This window comes from Clostridium sp. UBA4395 (assembly GCF_002390995.1).
GTDB lineage: Bacteria > Bacillota > Clostridia > Clostridiales > Clostridiaceae > Clostridium_J > Clostridium_J sulfidigenes.
Window position 1 is genome coordinate 1 of the sequence record NZ_DGRF01000032.1, and the last position, 19,846, is coordinate 19,846.

The following is a 19,846-nucleotide window of genomic DNA, read 5'->3' on the forward strand; positions in this document are numbered from 1 at the left end:
TTTCTTAGTGCGACAGCCCCATATTGGTATGTTAATTAATTTATTAGTTTTGGGTTGCCCAATCTGCTGGATATGTTACATATATGAATCTAGCATAGTTTGGAACTGAGAATTTAATTGTGCTTCCTTTTGGTATTAAAATTAATTCTCCAGCATCTGCTGATACAAGTCTTCCATCTATTACTATGTCTAGATGTCCTTCTATAACATAATCTATTTCATCATAGTTTAAAGTCCAATCGAAGGTTGTTTCTTTCATTTCCATTATTCCACAACCTAATCTCTTACTTTCTTCAAGAGTGAATAAATCTTTTGTATATACTATATCACTGCTATTTCCAGTATCAAGTCTATTTGACTCATCTACTCTAACTGTTGGTAGTTTAACAGATATAATGCCGCTTGCATCTTTATTTCTTACAAAGTCTACAGAATCATTAGACGCTCCTGTAAGTTTTTCTTCAATTATTTGTCTAACTAATTTTTCTAATAAACTTTTATCTATATTTTCCATCATTATTTAGCCTCCTCATTTTTAGTTGCATTGTTTGCAATGAATATAGCTACAAATATTGCTGTAATTCCTGCAACTAATTTACCTACTATCATTGGTAGTATCATTTCTGAATTAAACCCTGCTGTAAATCCTAAGTGATCTCCAAATACAAAGGCTGCTGATACTGCAAACGCAACGTTAATTATTTTACCTCTGTTATCCATATCCTTCATCATGCCAAACATTGGAATACTATTAGCAAGAGTTGCAACCATACCAGCTGCTGCTATATCATTCATTTTTAAAACTTTACCTAATCCCATTAATGGTTTTTGGAATACTTTCGTAATTACGTATACTAGTGGGAATGCTCCAGCAAGAACTATTGCTATTGCTCCAACGGTTTCAATACCATCAGAAATTGGTGCCATTCCTGGAATTATAACTAGACCTGTTAATTCTTCAATTACTGCTGCAGCTAATCCTAAAGTTATAAGTATAACTACAAATTTTCCAAAAACCGTAAATCCTTTAATTATTGCATTTTCAAATTTCCAAAGTCCTAAAGCTATAAGTGCTGCAATTATTACTATTGGAATTAAGTTTTTTAGCACCATAATTATTGGGAATCCAGCTACAAGACCACCAACAAAAGCTCCTAATGGAATTGTAATAACCCCTGCTAATACTCCCATAGCTAAGAATTTGTGATCTTCTTTTTCTATTATTCCAAGGGCAACTGGAATTGTAAATACTATAGTAACACCCATCATTGAACCAACTATTAATCCACCAAACATTCCTGCTTGAGAATCTACTGCAAGAGCTTGAGAAAGTGAAGCTCCTCCCATATCGTTCGCAAGTAATGTACCTCCGAACATACCTGGGTCTGCTCCTAAGAAATTAAATACTGGTACTATTACTGGTTCTAATATATTTGCAAGTACTGGTGCAAGACAGATAACTCCTATCATTGCAATTGCAAGAGAACCCATAGCCATGAAACCTTCTTCGAACTTTTCTCCAAGTCCAAACTTATTTCCTAAACACTTATCTATGGCTCCAAGGGCCATAAATACAACCATTATATATACAATTATGTCGTTAATTTCCATTGTTTCATCTCCTTAATAAGTTAATTCTTTATTTATTCAATTTATTTATACTGTTAACTGTGTAAACTAAAGTTTAAGCTTTTATGTTAAATACTTAATGATAAGTTCATCTGGCGAAGGTATTACTGATACATGAACAATTCGTTTTTCTTCTATAGCTTCTTTAGCTATATTTATTCCATGCTCTACATCACTAAGCCCACCAGAAATAATATAAACAAGTTTACCACTTATTCCAGATGCTACTTGTAGTTTTACTAAATTTAAATTGGCTCCCTTAAGAGCAATATCTAACGCTTTAAGACCACTACTTACGCTATTGGTCTCCATTACTCCTATGGCCCCATTAGCCTTAGTTACAAATCTACTTTTCAAAGCTTGTATAATATTATTATGGACACTATTTATAATACAACTATCTATTATATGCCCCTGACCAGAGAAAATCCCGTGGTCAAGGGTTGTTCTTATAGCACCTTCATCTCCTGTTAATATAACCAAAAATCTTCCAGGACATATAGTTTTAAGATATAGTACATCAACATCAGCTTTTTTCACCATTTCATCTGCAACTTCAATGCCTTTAGCTATACTTTTAAAATCAATTGCTCCAATACTTTTACTCATTTTCCACCTCTATTGAATCAATTATTCCTATTATAGTTGCATCCACAGGTACATCTCTTTCTCCTAGTGACACTCTAGCTGCACCACCTCTAGTTATAAGTACATTGTCTCCAGTACCTGCACCTACACTATCCGCTGCTACAAAAAAGCCTGTTTCTTCTACATCTATATCTTTTAGTATCCTCACTATTAAAAACTTTTGACCATTTAGCTTTTCATCTTTTCTAGTTGCCCATAATCTACCAACAACTCTACCTATAACCATATTATCCTCCGCTAAACTCTTTTAACTTTCAGATTATGAATTCTTATAAAGTCGTTAGCCAATGGAGTGATTATGCTTTTTTTATCTATTACCACAGATTTCATTCCATTCATAAATGGCTTCCTAAGATCCATCTCACTAATAAGTTTCTTATTTCTAATTTCGAAGCTCATCTCTTCTGATATAAAATTTGAAGTTTCTAATATACTAGTATCTTCAATTTTTTTATACTCTTCTTTTCTTGTGGTTTTATCTTCAACTTTTTCAATAAACTCAACTATATCAATTCCATACACTTTAAGCTCTCTTTCAAAGCTTAAATACTTATTATATAGTGCTCTTGGAGCAGTATTTTTATACTTTCTATACTCTAGACCATTTTCAAGGACATATACCTTCTTACCTGCTAATAGCATATTAATGATAAAGTTTTCTTCTTCATTGATACCAGTTAGCGTAGCTATATTTGCCATGGACTTTATAGATAGTGTAGAAACTATGGCTATGTCAGCTTCTAATTGTGCTTCATTATATGAAGTCACAGTATATTCTTCATCTAAATTAGATTTAGTAATAGGATCCAACTCTACATCTCCAATTATTGCAGCTATCTTATGTTTTACAATATTTTCATTTGTTTCTTCTAACTTTTTATAAACTTCTTTTACTATTAAGTCCACAAGTTTATCATAGTTCATTTATATACCTCCTTTTTGAGGCCTACTTAACTATTCTACAAAGATTTCCCTTCGTAAATCCACAAGCATTAGCCTCATCATAGTCTATATGCATATATGTTCTAAAGTCTGGGCTTACTCTTATGACAACATCATCAAATATTAGGGGTCTATTACCATAAACCTTTGCTTGAATGATTTCTTTATCTTTCACACCAAACTTCTCTGCATCTTCTGGAGTTATGTGTATGTGCCTTTTAGCAACAATTACTCCTTTATCTATTGTAAGAGTAGCTCGTTCTGTAGAAATTGTAATTCCAGGAGTACCTTCTATTTTACCACTCTCTTTAACAGGAGCCTTAATTCCAAGAACTGTTGCATCAGTTAATGAAATTTCTACTTGTGTAGATTTCCTTGCAGGTCCAAGAACAACAACATTTTTTAGTGAACCCTTAGGTCCTGTTATAGTAACTCTTTCTTTACATGCATATTGACCTGGTTGTGATAAGTCTTTAACCTTATTTAACTGATAATCACGTCCAAATAATATGTTTATATGTTCTTCACATAGGTGAACGTGTTTTCCTGAAGCTTCAACTTCTATAAAAGCTTCTTTTTTTACTCTCTTTATTACTTCATCTATGATATCTTCTACTAAAAGATTATTCATATTTCATCCTCCTGCTTTAACTGTATTCTCCAGTTCTATATTTAAATATCATTATCCAAAACAAGGATGATAATCTATTTAATGCCTTTATTATATCCGGCCTTTGAACATCACCATACTCCCCTTTAAATGCGGTATAAGCTAAAAGTTCAGTTTCTCTTATAGTTGTTCTACAAGAATTTAATGCCACAACAGCCTCACCCATAGAAAACGCTACTGGCTCATGACCAATCCCATAATATTTCTTTGGATAATTAGATTTTTCTCTCAATTCTTCTGGAGTCATACCAAGAAGTTTAAATTCTCCTACTGGTTCATTAACTACTTCACATCTAAGGAGACCTCTTACAAACTTTAATATCTCTTCAAGGTCTTCTGTTAGTTTTGAAGCTCCTAATTTATGAGTAATAACTTGAGTTTCCAATATCTTAGACTCAAGAGAATCTAGCTTTCCTCTCAGCGCTATTATCTTATGATCTTTAAACACTAATAAGTTTCCATTTAAATGTGTCATATGCTCAGGTTTTTCCATTAATTCAGCACCAAATACAGTTATATATTTACTTTTTTCTTCTCTCGTTTGTAACTTTACAGGTACTTCTTCTTTTACCTTTTTTACTTCATGTACTACTTCCTCTAAAGAATCTACATACTTCAATTTAATATTATTTTCTGACAAAAACGATTTTGCAGATGGAGTTACTATTTGCCCTTTTAGAACTCTAAATTCGTTATATTCCCTAAAGTCTGTTCCCTTTAACTGTCTTCTAACTTCACTTTCAGTTAATACTGACATATCTTCACATCCCTCATTAGATGTAAGAGACGTATTGCTTATTTTAGCAATACATCTCTACACAAATCTAAATTAAACTGTTTCCTGTGTTTTTGGTAAAACAGCATCTACTTCAAAGTGTGGTCTTGGGATTACGTGAACTGATATTAATTCTCCAACTCTTTCAGCAGCCGCTGCTCCAGCATCTGTAGCAGCTTTAACAGCTCCAACATCTCCTCTTACAAGTACAGTTACAAGACCTCCACCAACTTGTTCTTTTCCTACTAGTTGTACGTTAGCAGCTTTAACCATTGCGTCTGCAGCTTCTATCGCTGCTACTAATCCTTTAGTTTCAATCATTCCTAATGCATTTGCGTTTGCCATTATAAATTCCTCCTTAAATTTAACCAATATACTTTGAAATTTTATTTTATTATCTTAATTCACTTATTATTTTCTTAACAAGTAAATTAACAAGCTCTTCTGTGTCTGCAGATGAAAGTGAACTATTATTTTCATTAACTGAATTGCTACTTCCACCTCTAAAATGTTCAATTTCTCTAACTCCATAAGCTACTTTTTTGATATTTACAAGGTGAAGTGGTCCTACATTATCAGATGTTGCACTTCCACCAATAGCTCCACAACCTAAAGTTAAAGCAGGTACTATATTTAGAGAAGCACCTATTCCTCCTAAAGTACTTGGAGTGTTTACTGGTATTCTTGATACCGGCATACTAAGAGCAAACCTTTTTACTAGTTCCTTGTCTTCACAGTGCATTGAGAATGTGTGACCAGCGCCTTCATTAATAAGTATTTCTCTACACTTAGCTTCTATATCATCTACACTCTTTTCAACATAGAATCCTAGAATTGGAGCTAGTTTTTCTCTTGAATATGGAACATTGTGTCCTACTTCTGTTTCTTCTGCAATAAGTACTCTTGCTGAAGAAGGTACGTTAGTTAAATTAGCAAGTTTTGCAATAGTTTCTACACTCTTACCAACTATTTGTGGATTCATACTTCCATTAGCTCTCATTATAAATTTACCAAGTTGTTTTGCTTCTTCTGGGCTTAAGAAATATGCTCCTTGATTTTTGAATTCAGTCACTACTCTATCTTTAATAGCTTCTTCTATAATTACTGATTGCTCAGAAGCACAGATTGTTCCATTATCAAAAGTTTTAGAATCCATTATTCTCTTAACCGCAACTTTAATATCAGCACTCTTATCGATAAATGCTGGACCATTTCCTGGACCAACTCCGAGGGCCGGTGTACCTGAAGAGTACGCTGCTCTAACCATTGCTGAACCACCAGTTGCAAGTATCATAGCTGTATCTTTATTTTTCATTAATTCATCTGTAGCTTGAAGGGTTGGAATTGTAATGCATCCAATAACTCCTTCTGGGCATCCAGCCTTTACAGCTGCTTCATTAATAATTCTAACTGTTTCTAATATACTTTTTTTAGCATTTGGATGTGGTGAAAATACTATTGCGTTTCCACATTTTAATGATATAAGAGCTTTATACATAGTTGTTGATGTTGGATTAGTTGAAGGAATTAATCCTGCAATTACTCCCATAGGTACTGCAACATCCATAACTTTTTTCTCTTCATCTTCTGCAACTATACCAATAGTTTTTAAATCCTTGATATAATCATAGATATATGTAGACCCAAAAATATTTTTAATTACTTTGTCCTGCCATATCCCAAATCCAGTTTCTTCAACTGCCATTTTAGCTAGCTTCTCTGCATTTGCTGCAGCAGCCTCAGCCATAGCCTTAACTATTCTATCAATCTCTTCTTGAGATTTTTTAGCCAATTTTGCTTGAGCAGCTTTAGCTGTTTTAATTAGATTTCTAACTTCTTGTATAGACGCTAAATCTTTATCTGTAAGTTCCATTATTTTTCACCTGCTTTGTTATATTCTAGTATAGTTTTAATAAGCACATCCTTTTTGGCAAATTTAATTTGTTTATTTGTCATATTCGGAATTTTTAAAGTTCTAACTAACCTTCTTAACTCTTCTACTTTCATAGAGTTATAATCTATATTATGTTTGAAATCATTTTTTTTAATTTCTTCTATATTGTTTATTTGAGGCTCTACTTCCTTATTTTCTTCTTTAGCTTCTGATTTTTCTTCTGTAAATTTTTCTACAATTCCCACTTCAGAAGTTTCTACTTTTTTCTTGACTAAAGCCTCTTCTTTTTTCTTAACCGGAGTTTCTGTTTTTTCCTTATCTTTTGTATCCCTTTTTTCACTGGATGATTCTATAGATACCTCTTGTGATTTTTTATGTCCTTCAAAGAATAAATCTTCAACTTGGGAATCTACTCTTGGTATCACATGAGCAGTTCTAAAAGTACCTAAACTTTCTACAGAAGCCCTGGCTGCATCAACTGCAGCCTTTACCGCTCCTACATCTCCAATAATTTTAATAGTGGTTATTCCACCTTTTATTTTTTCTAGTCCAATCAAAGTAACATTTGCAGCCTTTAGAGCAGAATCTGCAGCTTCTACTGCTGCAACGTATCCTCTTACTTCTACTAGACCTAATGCTTTACTCACTTACTAAACCTTCGCCTAAAAGTTTACTGGTTGTTGAGCAACTGATTTGACAGCTTCTGCAAAAGCGTCACATGCTGCCTTACATGCTGATTGACTACCTGTAAGTAATCCACCACCATAGTTTGTTTCAGTTGGAGGTCCAAAGAATTCTTTCATTTCAACATCTGCTGCCTTAAGAGCTGCATCTAATCCGTAGATAGCTTCAAGTGGTGGAGCTACAAGATAAGCTATTGCTTCTCCTTCTTTAACTCCTGCTACTTTTGAAAGATAAGTTCCAGTTCTTGAAACACAATGTGCATAGTAAGCTATAGAGTTATCGTCGTTAGCACTTACAAAGTGTGATCCATTTTCCATGAAGTCTATAGTAGCATTTAAACCACTTCTTACTTCTGCTGGACTTGGTCCAGCTATTATTCCAATAACTTCACCAGCAAGTTTTGTAGATGCATTAGCAGCACCTGCATACATTGATCTTGCATATACTACATCAACTTCAGCAGCTTTTGTAGCTTCATCAAGGGCAGTGTAAGTTACGTCATCACTATCAGCAGTAATGATACCTAAACTTTTGTGATGAGGTTGTAATTCTAATTTTTTAACTAGTTCTGGGCTTACATTTGAAATTATTTTAACGCTTAATACGGTTGGACGTAATGCTTCATTAATCACAATAAATTCCTCCTAAATTATATTTTTAAATTTATTCCTGATGCTTTTTTATCAAGCATTGTCTTTATAAGTTCCGCTATATGTGCTCCAGCTTCAACTGCTGTAGTACCACCTTTATGGATGTTTGATATAACTGTTCTGTTAGCCTCTGGCATATTAGCTGTTGGTCTATAAGCTATATAAGCACTCATTGATTCAGCAGTAACAAGACCTGGTCTTTCACCTACTAGCATACAAACAACCTCTGCTCCTGTTGCATCACCAATGGCATCCATAGCTCCAACTCTACAATGTTTAATGAATAATATATCTCCAATTTCAATTCCATACATTTTTAAACCTTGCTTAATTGAAGGAACTGAATCTTTTAGGTTAGCTTCAATAGCTGCAGAAGAAAGTCCATCTCCAACTACTACTAATACCTTTTGACCTGAAAACTTATCTTTTATAAACTTAGTAGTTTCTTCATCAAATTTTCTTCCAAGATCAGGACGAGTTATATATTGATCTTTATCAACACACATTGTATTTACTGGTATTAAATTATTTTCTTTTATAAAATCTTCAGATACATAAGAGAACACAGAGTCTTGTGCAGCAGCATGGTCAGCTCTAACTCTTAATTGAGTTATAGTTTTGTATCTTGGACCTGATCTTCCAATACCTATTCTTGCTGGAGTTCTTTCCTTCATTTTTAGGTATCCTTCTCTATCATGAGGGTTTTCAACTAAAAGTTGTTTTTTAAGGTCAATTTCTGTGATATCTGGAATACATCCATTTTCATCTACTGAACCTATTACAGCACTCATTTTATTTGCTACTTGATTTACTATGTCAGTACTACCTGATTTTTCTACCATTTCTCCTAATAACTTTTCAACCATTAATTTTAATTCTTGTTCGTTCATCAGTAGTCCCCCCTTATCCTAAAAATATTGAAGCGTCGCCAGCTCTTCTGGTTAACTTGCCATTTTCTATAATTCCCATTTTTTCCATCCACTCTTCAAAAGGTTTAATAGGTTTTACTCCTAATAACTCTCTTAATGTAGCTGTCTCTTGATATCCAGTTGTTTGATAGTTAAGCATTACGTCATCACCATGAGGAATTCCCATGAAGTATGTACATCCTGCTGTAGCAAGTAATACCGCTAAGTTTTCTATATCATTTTGATCAGCCTTCATATGGTTTGTGTAACAAGCGTCACATCCCATTGGAAGTCCTGAAAGTTTACCCATAAAGTGGTCTTCAAGACCAGCTCTTATAACTTGTTTTGCATCATATAGGTACTCAGGTCCTATGAATCCAACAACTGTATTTACTAGGAATGGTTGGAATCTCTTAGCAAATCCATAGCATCTAGCTTCCATTGTTACCTGGTCAGCACCATGGTGTGCATCTGAAGAAAGTTCTGAACCTTGACCAGTTTCAAAATACATTACGTTTGGACCTGTAGCAGTTCCTTCTTTAAGTGCAAGTTGTCTTGCTTCTTCTATTGTTGCAGCAGTAAATCCAAATGCTTCATTTCCTTTTTCAGAACCAGCAATTGATTGGAATATAAGATCCGCTGGCGCACCTTTTCTAATTGCTTCCATTTGTGTAGTAACGTGTGCAAGTACACAAGTTTGAGTTGGTATTTGCCATTTTTCTTTAAATTCATTAAATCTCTTTAAGACTTTTGTTACGCTCTCTACAGAGTCATCAACTGGATTTAATCCAAGCACTGCGTCTCCAATACCATAGCTTAATCCTTCCATTAAAGATGCAAGTATTCCATCTGGATCATCTGTTGGATGGTTTGGTTGTAATCTAACAGATAATGTACCTGGTTCTCCTATAGTTGTATTACAATGAGCTGTAACTTTTATTTTCTTAGCTGCGTATACTAAATCCATATTAGACATTATTTTTGCAACAGCAGCCACTATTTCTGATGTTATTCCTCTTGAAACTCTTCTTATATCTGCTCCTGTAGTATTATCATCTAGTAGCCACTCTCTAAATTCTGCTACAGTCCAATTTTTAACTTCTGAATATATTTTTTCATTTACGTCATCTTGTATTATTCTAGTAACCTCATCTAATTCATAAGGTACTGCAGGATTATTTCTTAAATCAGACAATGTAAGGTTAGAAAGTACAACTTTTGCTGCAACCCTTTCCTCTGCTGACTGTGCAGCTATTCCTGCTAAGTTATCTCCTGATTTTTCTTCGTTTGCTTTTGCCATAACTTCCATTACTGAATTAAACTGGTATACTTTTCCGAATAATTTAGTTTTTAAAATCATGATAATCCTCCTCTCGGTTAATTAAATACTAATGTTTTTATAACTACAGGTAATACTTTACCTTCCGCTACGGGTTTTCCTATATCTATATAATCTCCATTTTCAACCTTGATACCATCTATACAAACTATGTCCTTATCAAGATGTAAAAGGGAGTAAATAGCCTGACCTAATACCTTTGCCATATCATTTTCAACAATTATAATAAGTGGAAGCTTTCTATCAATCAGTTCTTTCATCCCACCTACTAGTCCCTTTGCCATGTCTTGTATTTCTGCAAAAGAAGGATTCTTCTTTCCATGTAGGGCTATGGCAATACTCTGAAGTTCATTTTCATATTTAAACCAATTAATTTTTTCTGATATAGCTTTTTCTAAAATTTCAGAACCTCTATTCTCATCTTCTAAACTGAGCTTTAAAATTGGTAAATTTTTTATAGGGAAGTTGTCATGGGTATATGTAATTGTACTTCCACTAATATCCATAGTGTGAGAGCCAGCTCCCACTACCGTTGCTCTTATAGTTTCTATTGATCTCACCAATTTTAATTTTTTACATAAGTCTGAGTTTTTAATAGCTTCTCCAAGAAGTATTCCTATATCTCCATACTTAAAATAATCTTCTATAGGAGATTCATTATATACATAGTCAGCTACTCCTCCTGAAAAAGATATACACTTAATATCCTCATTTAAGGCAATAGACTTATTAGTAACTATCATTTCAAAGATAGATGTTTGAGTCCTAATTCCTACGCTTTCCTCTAAAAGCTTTACCATTTCATCAACAACTGGAATCAACATTTCTTTAGTTGCTTTATAGCCAACTTTCATATCAAAATTATTTTGATTTATAATATTTTGTATTTTAGGTGCAATATATACTATATTATTTGTGTCTTTATCGAGTTTTATAAGTCTTCCACCTATATCTAGACATCCAGTTTCCTTCAAATCTCCTCTAGTAAACACAGCTAAATTTGTAGTTCCTCCACCAATATCTAGATTAACTACACTTGTAGAATGTTCACTGGAGTAAATGTGAGCTCCTGCACCTTTAGCTGCTATAATACTTTCGAGATCTGGACCTGCTGTAGCAACTACAAAGTCTCCTGCAAATCCACTTAAAGTATGTAGTACTTCGTTGGCATTTTCTTTTCTAGCAGTTTCACCTGTTATAATTACAGCTCCTGTTTGTATTTCATCCTTATTGATACCAGATTTTTTATATTCTAAAGATACTATATCCTTAACTTTCTCAGCATCAATTTCTGTCATAGATTTAAGTGGCGTAAAATAAACATCACTTCTATAAACTACTTCTTTATCAACTATTGATATTCTAGGTACTGAAAAACTTGAAGCAGTGTTTTCTATGATTAGTTTCGAAAATACAAGTTGAGTTGTACTAGTTCCAATATCAATTCCAACACTTAAAAGTTCTTCTCTCATTAAATCACCTCCAAATACAAATATAAAAAGGCTTAAAGCTATCAAATTAATCTTTCAAATAACTATGAAAATTAATTTTTTTAACTTTAAGCCTCTTTGCTTAAATCAAACTACTTCAATGTAGTTCTATTTTATTCAAGTTTTATAGGAAATCTAAATTTAATTCTAGTTCCCTCATCATTAGAAAATATATCTATATCACCTTTTAATTTATCAGATATGTAGTTTTTTACTATAGACATTCCTAAGCTAGAAGATTTATCTATGGAAGTATCAAAACCAACTCCATCGTCAGCTACTGATATTTCTCTAAACTCTTCCTGCTCAGTAACAATAATTTTTATAGTGCCACATTCCCTATGATTAAAAGCATGATCATAACAATTTTGTATTAATTCATTAATTATAAGAGATATTGCAGTAATTCTATCTGTATCAATATAAAAATCATTACCTGATACTTCTATGTTAATTTCCTTTTGAATATTTAAAAAACATCTTTTAGCATTATCTACTATAGCATTTATAACCTTCATAATCTTTACCTCATCACTTATATCCTTGGATAAAAGTTCATGAGTTGCTGCAATAGCTAGAATCCTATTCACACTTTCTTGAAGACTTACCTTTGCTTCCTCACTATCACATCTTCTCCCTTGAATACGTAAAAGTGAAGCTACAGTTTGTAGGTTATTCTTTACTCTATGATGAATTTCTCTTATAGCAACAGACTTAGAGATTATTTCGGCTTCCTTATTCTTTATATCTGTTATATCTTGAACTATTTCAATAACTCTCAAGTCTTCTTCCTTAATCAGTATTCTTTTTATTCCATAATAAAAATTACCAACTTTTATTTCCTTTGTTATTACTTTATTATCTTCTGTAATCTCTAAGATTTTATTAATATTAGTAAATAGGGTATTATCTAAGGACAAGTCATCATAATGCATTCCTTCAAGCTCATTATATCCTCTACCTATGTAAATCATATCAGCTTTTCTATTTTTAATTCTTAATATTCCATTTTCATCATAAACTAAAATAGCAGATTCTAAGTTATCATTTATCAATCTATTGGAATTTATCAAGTTCATAAGCTGATGTGTCTTTTGTCTTTTGCTTTTGGAGCCATCATTAGGAATAGTAAAATCTTCTTTTATTTCATTACTTATATCATCCTCAACAATAATTACTCCTATTATTTTTTCCTTATTATAAATCGGGTATACCTTTTGCCTTACAAATCTATTTTCTTGTGTTAAAGCTCTTACTCCTTTAAAAACCTCACCGGTTTTTAGAGTTCTTATTACGCCAGGCTCATTAATTCTTAAAGCTTTTTTCCCTACTACAGAATTAGTATAAATAGATTCTTTTTTTCTTCCTTCTGAAACCACTATAGCTTCTTCTGGATTTTTTGATGGCACATCTATAAAAGCATCGCATTCCTCTAAATTAGCTATTAACTCAATAGAGCTAGAAACCTCTATGATTTTATTAACATCTTCATCAGTAAGATTAGTATAAATATTACATAATTCTTTTATCTTATTCATAAGCCACTATTAAAGTTTTTGCAATATCTATCATAGAGCATCTTCTATCCATACTTAATTTTCTAATGTATCTGTAAGCTTCTTCTTCATCGGAATTTAATTCTTTCATAAGTATACCTTTTGCTTTTTCTATTAATTTTCTTTCGTTTAACTTTGATGTAACTTTCTCCAGGTTATTTTCTAACTCTTCAAATTCTTCTACTTTAGCTAAGCACATTTCCACTGTTGGGATAAATGATTTTTCATCTAAAGGTTTCACCAGATATCCATATGCTCCTACACTTTTAGCCTTTTCTATAAATTCAGTATCATTAAAGGCTGTCAATAAAAGTATTCCACCTGCAAGATGCTCAAGTCTAATTCTTTTACTAGCTCCTATGCCATCAAGTATAGGCATCTGTATATCCATAATTACTAAATCAGGTTTATGCTCTTTACAAAGTTCTACAGCACTAAACCCATCTGAAGCTTCTGCTACTACATTGTAACCCTCCGCTTCTAAGATATCTCTGATATCCATTCTAATAATAGGCTCATCGTCGACTATTATGATTTTTTTACTCATATTTAATTATTCTCCTCTATATTATGAACTTAAATATTTAATTAATTCCTCTATGCCAGTTCCATCTAAAGTATTTACTTCAAATATTCTAGATACTCCAGCCTCATCTAAGATTTCCTTAGCATGTTTTATTCTATCTTTGTTTTGAGCAATGTCTATCTTTGTCACTATCCCAATACATTCTTTAGCAAACATACTACAAAAACCTGGTGCTATGTACGATTCTTCTGAAGTACAATCATATACTAGTGCAATTACATCTGCATCTGCTGATGTTACTATCAAAGCTTTGTAGTAAGATCTATTTTCTAGATATTCTCCTGGAGTATCTATAGACTCATCATAAATTTCTACCGATTGAGTCTTCTTATATTCTAAATCTAAATCATGAATCTTTTGACACAAAGTAGTCTTGCCACTACCAGTCTTTCCTATAAATATTACTTTTTTCATGTTACCTCCTAGGTTCTAGTAATTCTTGTAGAGGTAAATTGTAATAATCCTTCAAGTACAGAAGTAACTTCCTTCAATGCTGATTCTACAGAACTAATATCTCCTGTTATAACAAGTGAACCACTAAATCTATCTACAAACCCAAGATTAACTCCAGCAGCTTTTGTAGCTACATCAGCAGCAATTATAGAACCTTCACTTGGAGTTATAGTTAAAATACCAATAGCATCTCTAGTACTTGCTACAAGACCTAGCTTTTTATAAAGCTCTTCTGTAGGATTGGCTATTATATGTGCAAGGGTTACTTGTTTTCCTGGAACAAACTCCTGTATGATCCTTTGCTTATCGTCACTCATATACTCACCTTACCTTTGCATTTAGAGACAACACTAAAATAATATTTTCATATAAATTATTAGTCTTAGTATTACCTGTGTTTTAACAACTATTCTAAAATAAATCTATAATTTTATAAAAAATAATAAAGGCTCCTCGAAAACATAATATTTTCAAGAAGCCCCTTTGCTTAAAACCATTACACTACTTTGTGTATATTTCGATTATATATTCAAAATTTTATACTGTCAACCCATTTTTTAATGTTATTCTTTAATTTTTCCGATAATTTCAATAACATTAAGAGGAGTAGGTATTTTAGGGTTAGTTGCAGTACATGCATCTAATAATGCACTGTTTGCAATTTCTTCTTTAAGCTTTTCTAATTCTTCCATAGATACACCACAAGCTTTTAAAGTGGTAGGCATCTTCATTTCCTTTTGTAATTTTTTAATTTCATTTACAAGACTTCTAACTCCTGCTCTAGCATTACTACAAGGTAATCCTAATAATTTTGCTATGTTAGCATATTTAATAGCAGCTCTAGAAAACTCATTATTCTCATATCCTACTATGTCAGCATTAAAATCAACTATATAAGGTAATAATAAAGCATTAGTTCTTCCATGAGGTACATGGAATTTGCCTCCTAGAACATGGGCTATCCCATGATTTAATCCAAGAGAAGCTGAATTAAACGCAATTCCTGCAAGACATGATGCATTATGCATTTTTTCTCTAGCTTCTATATCTTCACCATTATTATATGCTCTTAAAAGATATTTAAAGGATAGTATAAGTGCTTTTTCTGCTAAAGCATCTGAAAAATCAGAAGCATTTGTAGATACATAAGCTTCAAGAGCATGAGTTATTACATCCATACCTGTATCTGCAGTAATTGATCCAGGTACACTTTTCACTAGTTCTGGATCTAATATAGCCACATCTGGTAATAGATCATCTGAAACTAATGGATACTTTGTTCCCTTAGTTTTATCTGTTATTACTGAGAAGGATGTAACCTCAGAACCTGTACCGCTTGTAGTTGGGATAGCTATAAATTCCATATCTGTAACAGATGTAATTTTCTTCGCAAAATCCATTATTGCTTTAGCTGCATCTATTGAAGAACCTCCTCCTAGAGCAATCAACACTTCTGGCTTAACTTTCTGAAGCTCTTCTATACCTTGAACTATGAGCTCTATAGGTGGATCCGGAACTATATCACTAAATATAGTTATGTTAGCACTTTTTAATTTTTCTGTTATGTTATTAATCATTCCTGATTTCACCATGAAAGGATCTGTAACTACAAAAACTTTTTTATTTCCTACTTCCTCTAACCGTTCTAAAGCTCCTTGACCAAAATAAATCTGAGTTTTAATTTTAAAATTGTTCATCTTAAACTCCTTTCAAGACTATCTTATTTACAATATAGTCTTTAAAATTAATTAACTATTTATGCAGTAAGTTTATTAAAAGAAAATTCATTATTAAATTTACCCTAAAAACAACCACAAAAAGCTCCATAGGAATAATCCTATGGAGCTTCACTGCTCTTTAAGTACTTCATTGTACATATTTTCAATATACTATTTTAAAAAATAAAAGTCAATAAATATTCAATTAATTAAAATGTAAACTCATTAATTAATTGAATATTATATTTACACTATAATATTTATCTCTTAAGCTACTGTTTTCTGCAATATTTTTATTTATATTAATAAATATTAAAAATTTTTCTGTTTAAAATATTTTTTATGATAAAAGCCTCTAAATTTGCCGTTAAATATTACATTTTCTCGAGTCTATTATACGTTTACATATAACTATTTTTAAAATATAATATTTGTATAGCATTATAACCCTTTATACTAGGAGGACAGAATGAAAAATTTTTCTTATAAAACTAATGTAAAAAATAATATTATTACTTTATATCCTAAAGAATCTAAATGTAATGTTTGGTATATTATTTCTATAAGTTTTCTCATTGCTTTTATGATATTTAATCTATTCTTTTCAAATCTATTAGTCCTAGATGGTAAATTTCCTTTGCCATGGATTGTATTATTATGTATAACTGTAATTATAACTATTACTAATTTTAATGAATTTCACTCTTCTAATTTTATTATTATCAGTTATATTATAACCATTCCCATGATTTTAAATTATTTATTGTTTAAATTATACATATACATACCTAGTCATATAATTCTTATATTATCTTTAGGTATGTCTATAATCTATAGAGTTATAAAAGAATTCCATAGTAAAAAATATCTAAGAATTATTATGGTGATTTTATCTATATGTACCTTCTTTTCAATTAATTATTACATATATTCTAATAGAATTATAAAAGATTCTAACCTTAATACTACTGTAAAAAAAGCCCTAGGTATGAATATACATTCTCTAAATTCTTTGAATAAAACTGACCTCTCAAATGTAAATAAACTTAAAATCAAAAATGTATCTAATCTAAAAGGCTTAGAAAATATTGAAAATTTAAACACCTTGGAAATTAATGATGATGGATTAATTTTAGATTATTTACCTATTACTAAGTTATATAATTTAAAGACTTTAAGTATACACAGATGCAACTTAAATGTTTTAAGTGAAGTAGCCTTATTTGATAAAATAGATACTTTTAAACTTATATATCCGAAAACTGATTCTATAAATAGTCTGCCATTATTCCCAAAGGTAAAAAACTTAACCATTAACTTTAGCAGTGATTTTCAGCTTTCAACTTTGAAAAATTTTCCTAATGTAGAGGAATTCTCTCTATGTTTAGAAGGTCCTTTAATTGTAGACGGAATAGAAGTTATAAATAATCTAAAAACCTTGAATCTATCCTACGCTTACATATCAGATTATTCTAAGCTTTTTGATATACCTACACTGAAAACTATTAGTTTAAAAAATTGTTATATTGTATATTTAGAGGATTTCATAAAACAGGCTGAATCTAAAGGTATTAAAGTCATTATGTAGTTTTACATAATGACTTTAATGAAACTGATCATCTCTTTAAAATACATACATATATTATCTATATAACTATTTTTACACTTTCTCCTTCATTGGTTTTTATATCTACAAGAACTAAGCCTTTATAATTTTTATTAAGATACTTAATTGCTTTTTTTAAGTTCTTCATTTCTTTATTGTTAATTGCTACCTTGGTTTCACTATTATTTTTTTTCCTATACATAGATTTTAATGCTAAAGGTAGTACAAATATTCCTAGCGAAATACAAACCCTTGGTATACATATATTTTTACTCTTATTTTCCCCTGGTTCTTTTATATTGATAATCATTTACTCAAATCCCCTTAATATATTATTTTAAGCTATTTCTATCAATATTTTATCTCCCTCATCTGTATCTACTTGTACAATTGGTCCTACAACACCTTTATCAATAGCTTCTAATATCATATCAATTTTGATATCATATTTGTCCATACTTTCAATTACATTACTACCAGCAGAAGCCATTATTTTTATAACCTCTAGTGGTATTGTAACTTTAACATTTTCTCCATCGTGAGATTTAATCCTTATATAAAGCATTCTAGTCCCGTTAGTTGATTTTGGTATTTTAAAGAATTCATTATCATCTTCGCATTTTACTTTATCTCCATCGTTCTTTTCTAAGGTTTCTAGAAGTTTACTTGCTTGCTCCCCTGTAAGCTTTCCTTCCTCTACCATTTTTAAAATTCTTAACTTATCTTCCATGATTACTCCCCCTAATTTATAATTTATTTAAAAGTTCGATAGCTTCATCTGAAGTTATCTCACCATTTTCTAACTTTGTAATTACATGTTTTCTATCAATTTCATGCTGTTTTTTACTAGATAGCCCTAATACTTCATTTATTTCATCTAACTTACCCCTTACTGTTGGATAAGAAATTCCTAATGCCTTCTCTACATCTTTTATATTTCCTCTATATTGTAAAAAGGTTTCTACAAACCTTAATTGGTCATGATTTAACTTCTCAAACTTTGAAAAAGTAAAATTATTTTCAATTACAGTATTACATTCATCACACTGTAGCCTTTTTATATTCAATTTTCCCGAACAAACAGGACATCTTGTTAATGCCTTATACATTCTTGCCACCTCCTAAATAAAATTATACAGCATATTCTTTTAATTGTAAATATATACATTAAAAATAATTAATATTATTATTCAAGAAATTAATTTTAAACAAGTATTATATTAATATAATTAATTGCAATGTTAATATAATTAATTTTACTCATTTATTGATAATATATAAAAATCTTATTATAAAATATCCATTACAAACCTTAGAATAAATATCCAAAGATCTAATAACATAAATCTTTTTAAATTGGTAATCATAATTATTGATAAATTTAATATATTTATTAATGTATAATCAATAAATATTGTATACAAACTATAAATAATTTAAATATTCAGTAAATTGATTGAATAATCTTCAAAATAATGGTACAATAATAATTAAAATATATGAGAGTTAAAATTGAGAGGGAGTGAATTTTTATGATGGTAAAACTTACTGTAAGAAGCATTATGAATTTAGGACTATGGGGTAGACTTTGTGAATATAAAGGGTGGGATAAACTTATAGTTAGAGAAGGTTTAATCTCTCTTGATAGTGAAGTTGAATTTGATGATGAATTTTTAAAGAAAGATGTTGTACCAATAGAGAAATTAAATGTATTCTTATTTAATGTGGATACTGAAGATGCTAGATACTGTGGAACATTATTAGCAAGAGACTTAGAAGATGCAAAAATTAGAGTTGGTATGATCCACAATGTAACTAAGATTACAACTATTCAAGAAATCACTAAGGAACAGTTATATAATATGAAAAATAAACATATGGTTCTTGCAAGAATACCACTTTAGTCTATAAATGATACTAAAATAAAAAAATCCCCAGTTAAATTGAGAATTATCAATTTAACTGGGGATTTTTCAAACTATAATTTAAATTTCTTTAAACTGCACATTATGTGCATAATGAAGTAATAGATCTCTTTGTACTTCTATTATGGATGTATTAATATTTTCTCCATCAACCCTTAAAGTTACATCACTATGGTCTCCATATCTTTTTAGAAATTTATCCATATCTGAACGTTTAATGCTAATTGGCAAAGTATCTCCATTACTTCTAAGTATCATTCCCACAGTTCTTCCTTCATTTCTAAATTTTCTTCCCTTAATTTTTAAATCTCTTAAACTAGCATCTATTATCATAGTAACCCCTCCATATTTACTTAAGTATAATTTTATATAT

General features: G+C 31.0%; 25 protein-coding genes. 2 read left to right on the plus strand and 23 right to left on the minus strand.

Annotated features, from left to right (window positions below; all coding sequences use genetic code 11):
* Positions 1 to 43: 43 nt before the first annotated feature.
* The 19 genes from B2694_RS04755 to B2694_RS04845 all read right to left on the minus strand — a co-directional run bounded on the left by B2694_RS04755 (position 44) and on the right by B2694_RS04845 (position 15,921).
* Positions 44 to 514, minus strand: a complete 471-nt coding sequence (locus B2694_RS04755; protein ID WP_035130623.1) for a cupin domain-containing protein — start codon at positions 512 to 514, stop codon at positions 44 to 46.
* A gap of 2 nt (positions 515 to 516) precedes the next feature.
* Entirely contained in the window at positions 517 to 1,611 is a 1,095-nt protein-coding gene (eutH, locus tag B2694_RS04760) for an ethanolamine utilization protein EutH (protein ID WP_346870143.1), read from the minus strand.
* Positions 1,612 to 1,692: 81 nt separating this feature from the next.
* Positions 1,693 to 2,238, minus strand: a complete 546-nt coding sequence (locus tag B2694_RS04765; RefSeq protein ID WP_346884761.1) for a BMC domain-containing protein — start codon at positions 2,236 to 2,238, stop codon at positions 1,693 to 1,695.
* Positions 2,231 to 2,503 (minus strand): EutN/CcmL family microcompartment protein, encoded by a 273-nt coding sequence (locus B2694_RS04770; protein ID WP_346884762.1) that lies wholly within the window; start codon positions 2,501 to 2,503, stop codon positions 2,231 to 2,233. Before B2694_RS04770 ends, B2694_RS04765 begins: the two co-directional genes overlap by 8 nt.
* A gap of 11 nt (positions 2,504 to 2,514) precedes the next feature.
* Positions 2,515 to 3,201: a TIGR02536 family ethanolamine utilization protein gene (locus tag B2694_RS04775; RefSeq protein WP_346884763.1), complete on the minus strand. Its 687-nt coding sequence runs from the start codon at positions 3,199 to 3,201 to the stop codon at positions 2,515 to 2,517.
* Positions 3,202 to 3,223: 22 nt separating this feature from the next.
* On the minus strand, positions 3,224 to 3,850 hold the full coding sequence (gene eutD, locus B2694_RS04780) for an ethanolamine utilization phosphate acetyltransferase EutD (RefSeq protein ID WP_346884764.1): 627 nt from the start codon (positions 3,848 to 3,850) through the stop codon (positions 3,224 to 3,226).
* A gap of 16 nt (positions 3,851 to 3,866) precedes the next feature.
* Complete coding sequence (locus B2694_RS04785; RefSeq protein ID WP_346884765.1) at positions 3,867 to 4,646, minus strand: cobalamin adenosyltransferase; 780 nt, start codon at positions 4,644 to 4,646, stop codon at positions 3,867 to 3,869.
* Between the two features lie 72 nt (positions 4,647 to 4,718).
* Positions 4,719 to 5,009, minus strand: a complete 291-nt coding sequence (gene eutM / locus B2694_RS04790) for an ethanolamine utilization microcompartment protein EutM (RefSeq protein ID WP_035130585.1) — start codon at positions 5,007 to 5,009, stop codon at positions 4,719 to 4,721.
* A 49-nt stretch (positions 5,010 to 5,058) separates the two neighbouring features.
* A complete protein-coding gene (locus B2694_RS04795) occupies positions 5,059 to 6,537 on the minus strand; it encodes an acetaldehyde dehydrogenase (acetylating) (protein ID WP_346884766.1) in 1,479 nt (492 codons plus the stop codon).
* A complete protein-coding gene (locus B2694_RS04800; protein ID WP_346884767.1) occupies positions 6,537 to 7,205 on the minus strand; it encodes a BMC domain-containing protein in 669 nt (222 codons plus the stop codon). Before B2694_RS04800 ends, B2694_RS04795 begins: the two co-directional genes overlap by 1 nt.
* Positions 7,206 to 7,220: 15 nt before the next feature.
* Positions 7,221 to 7,874 (minus strand): ethanolamine utilization microcompartment protein EutL, encoded by a 654-nt coding sequence (gene eutL / locus B2694_RS04805; RefSeq protein WP_035130583.1) that lies wholly within the window; start codon positions 7,872 to 7,874, stop codon positions 7,221 to 7,223.
* Between the two features lie 17 nt (positions 7,875 to 7,891).
* Complete coding sequence (gene eutC / locus B2694_RS04810) at positions 7,892 to 8,782, minus strand: ethanolamine ammonia-lyase subunit EutC (RefSeq protein WP_035130580.1); 891 nt, start codon at positions 8,780 to 8,782, stop codon at positions 7,892 to 7,894.
* A gap of 13 nt (positions 8,783 to 8,795) precedes the next feature.
* On the minus strand, positions 8,796 to 10,160 hold the full coding sequence (locus B2694_RS04815) for an ethanolamine ammonia-lyase subunit EutB (protein WP_346884768.1): 1,365 nt from the start codon (positions 10,158 to 10,160) through the stop codon (positions 8,796 to 8,798).
* Between the two features lie 17 nt (positions 10,161 to 10,177).
* The gene (eutA, locus tag B2694_RS04820; RefSeq protein ID WP_346884769.1) at positions 10,178 to 11,611 is read right to left on the minus strand and encodes an ethanolamine ammonia-lyase reactivating factor EutA; all 1,434 of its coding nucleotides are present in this window, start codon (positions 11,609 to 11,611) and stop codon (positions 10,178 to 10,180) included.
* A gap of 131 nt (positions 11,612 to 11,742) precedes the next feature.
* Positions 11,743 to 13,167: a sensor histidine kinase gene (locus B2694_RS04825; protein ID WP_346884770.1), complete on the minus strand. Its 1,425-nt coding sequence runs from the start codon at positions 13,165 to 13,167 to the stop codon at positions 11,743 to 11,745.
* Complete coding sequence (locus B2694_RS04830) at positions 13,160 to 13,732, minus strand: ANTAR domain-containing response regulator (RefSeq protein ID WP_035130570.1); 573 nt, start codon at positions 13,730 to 13,732, stop codon at positions 13,160 to 13,162. The genes B2694_RS04825 and B2694_RS04830 overlap by 8 nt, the downstream gene beginning before the upstream one ends.
* Positions 13,733 to 13,753: 21 nt before the next feature.
* Positions 13,754 to 14,185, minus strand: a complete 432-nt coding sequence (locus B2694_RS04835; RefSeq protein WP_346884771.1) for a EutP/PduV family microcompartment system protein — start codon at positions 14,183 to 14,185, stop codon at positions 13,754 to 13,756.
* A gap of 8 nt (positions 14,186 to 14,193) precedes the next feature.
* Positions 14,194 to 14,541, minus strand: a complete 348-nt coding sequence (locus B2694_RS04840; RefSeq protein ID WP_346884772.1) for a BMC domain-containing protein — start codon at positions 14,539 to 14,541, stop codon at positions 14,194 to 14,196.
* Between the two features lie 246 nt (positions 14,542 to 14,787).
* Positions 14,788 to 15,921 carry a 1-propanol dehydrogenase PduQ gene (locus B2694_RS04845; RefSeq protein WP_346884773.1) on the minus strand — a complete coding sequence of 378 codons (1,134 nt, stop codon included), beginning with the start codon at positions 15,919 to 15,921 and terminating at the stop codon, positions 14,788 to 14,790.
* A 490-nt stretch (positions 15,922 to 16,411) separates the two neighbouring features.
* On the opposite strand from B2694_RS04845, the gene B2694_RS04850 reads away from it, so the two are divergent.
* Entirely contained in the window at positions 16,412 to 17,530 is a 1,119-nt protein-coding gene (locus B2694_RS04850; protein WP_346884774.1) for a hypothetical protein, read from the plus strand.
* A gap of 58 nt (positions 17,531 to 17,588) precedes the next feature.
* On the opposite strand, the gene B2694_RS04855 is transcribed toward B2694_RS04850, so the two are convergent.
* From B2694_RS04855 to B2694_RS04865, 3 genes are read right to left on the minus strand one after another with little or no spacing between them, the layout of a single operon-like run.
* Positions 17,589 to 17,858 carry a hypothetical protein gene (locus B2694_RS04855; RefSeq protein ID WP_346884775.1) on the minus strand — a complete coding sequence of 90 codons (270 nt, stop codon included), beginning with the start codon at positions 17,856 to 17,858 and terminating at the stop codon, positions 17,589 to 17,591.
* Positions 17,859 to 17,885: 27 nt separating this feature from the next.
* On the minus strand, positions 17,886 to 18,278 hold the full coding sequence (locus B2694_RS04860; RefSeq protein WP_346884776.1) for an SHOCT-like domain-containing protein: 393 nt from the start codon (positions 18,276 to 18,278) through the stop codon (positions 17,886 to 17,888).
* Between the two features lie 16 nt (positions 18,279 to 18,294).
* Positions 18,295 to 18,657 carry a DUF2089 domain-containing protein gene (locus B2694_RS04865; protein ID WP_346884777.1) on the minus strand — a complete coding sequence of 121 codons (363 nt, stop codon included), beginning with the start codon at positions 18,655 to 18,657 and terminating at the stop codon, positions 18,295 to 18,297.
* Between the two features lie 423 nt (positions 18,658 to 19,080).
* On the opposite strand from B2694_RS04865, the gene B2694_RS04870 reads away from it, so the two are divergent.
* Positions 19,081 to 19,452 (plus strand): hypothetical protein, encoded by a 372-nt coding sequence (locus B2694_RS04870; protein WP_035130245.1) that lies wholly within the window; start codon positions 19,081 to 19,083, stop codon positions 19,450 to 19,452.
* A gap of 81 nt (positions 19,453 to 19,533) precedes the next feature.
* On the opposite strand, the gene B2694_RS04875 is transcribed toward B2694_RS04870, so the two are convergent.
* On the minus strand, positions 19,534 to 19,806 hold the full coding sequence (locus tag B2694_RS04875; protein ID WP_346884778.1) for a hypothetical protein: 273 nt from the start codon (positions 19,804 to 19,806) through the stop codon (positions 19,534 to 19,536).
* Between the last annotated feature and the right edge of the window lie 40 nt (positions 19,807 to 19,846).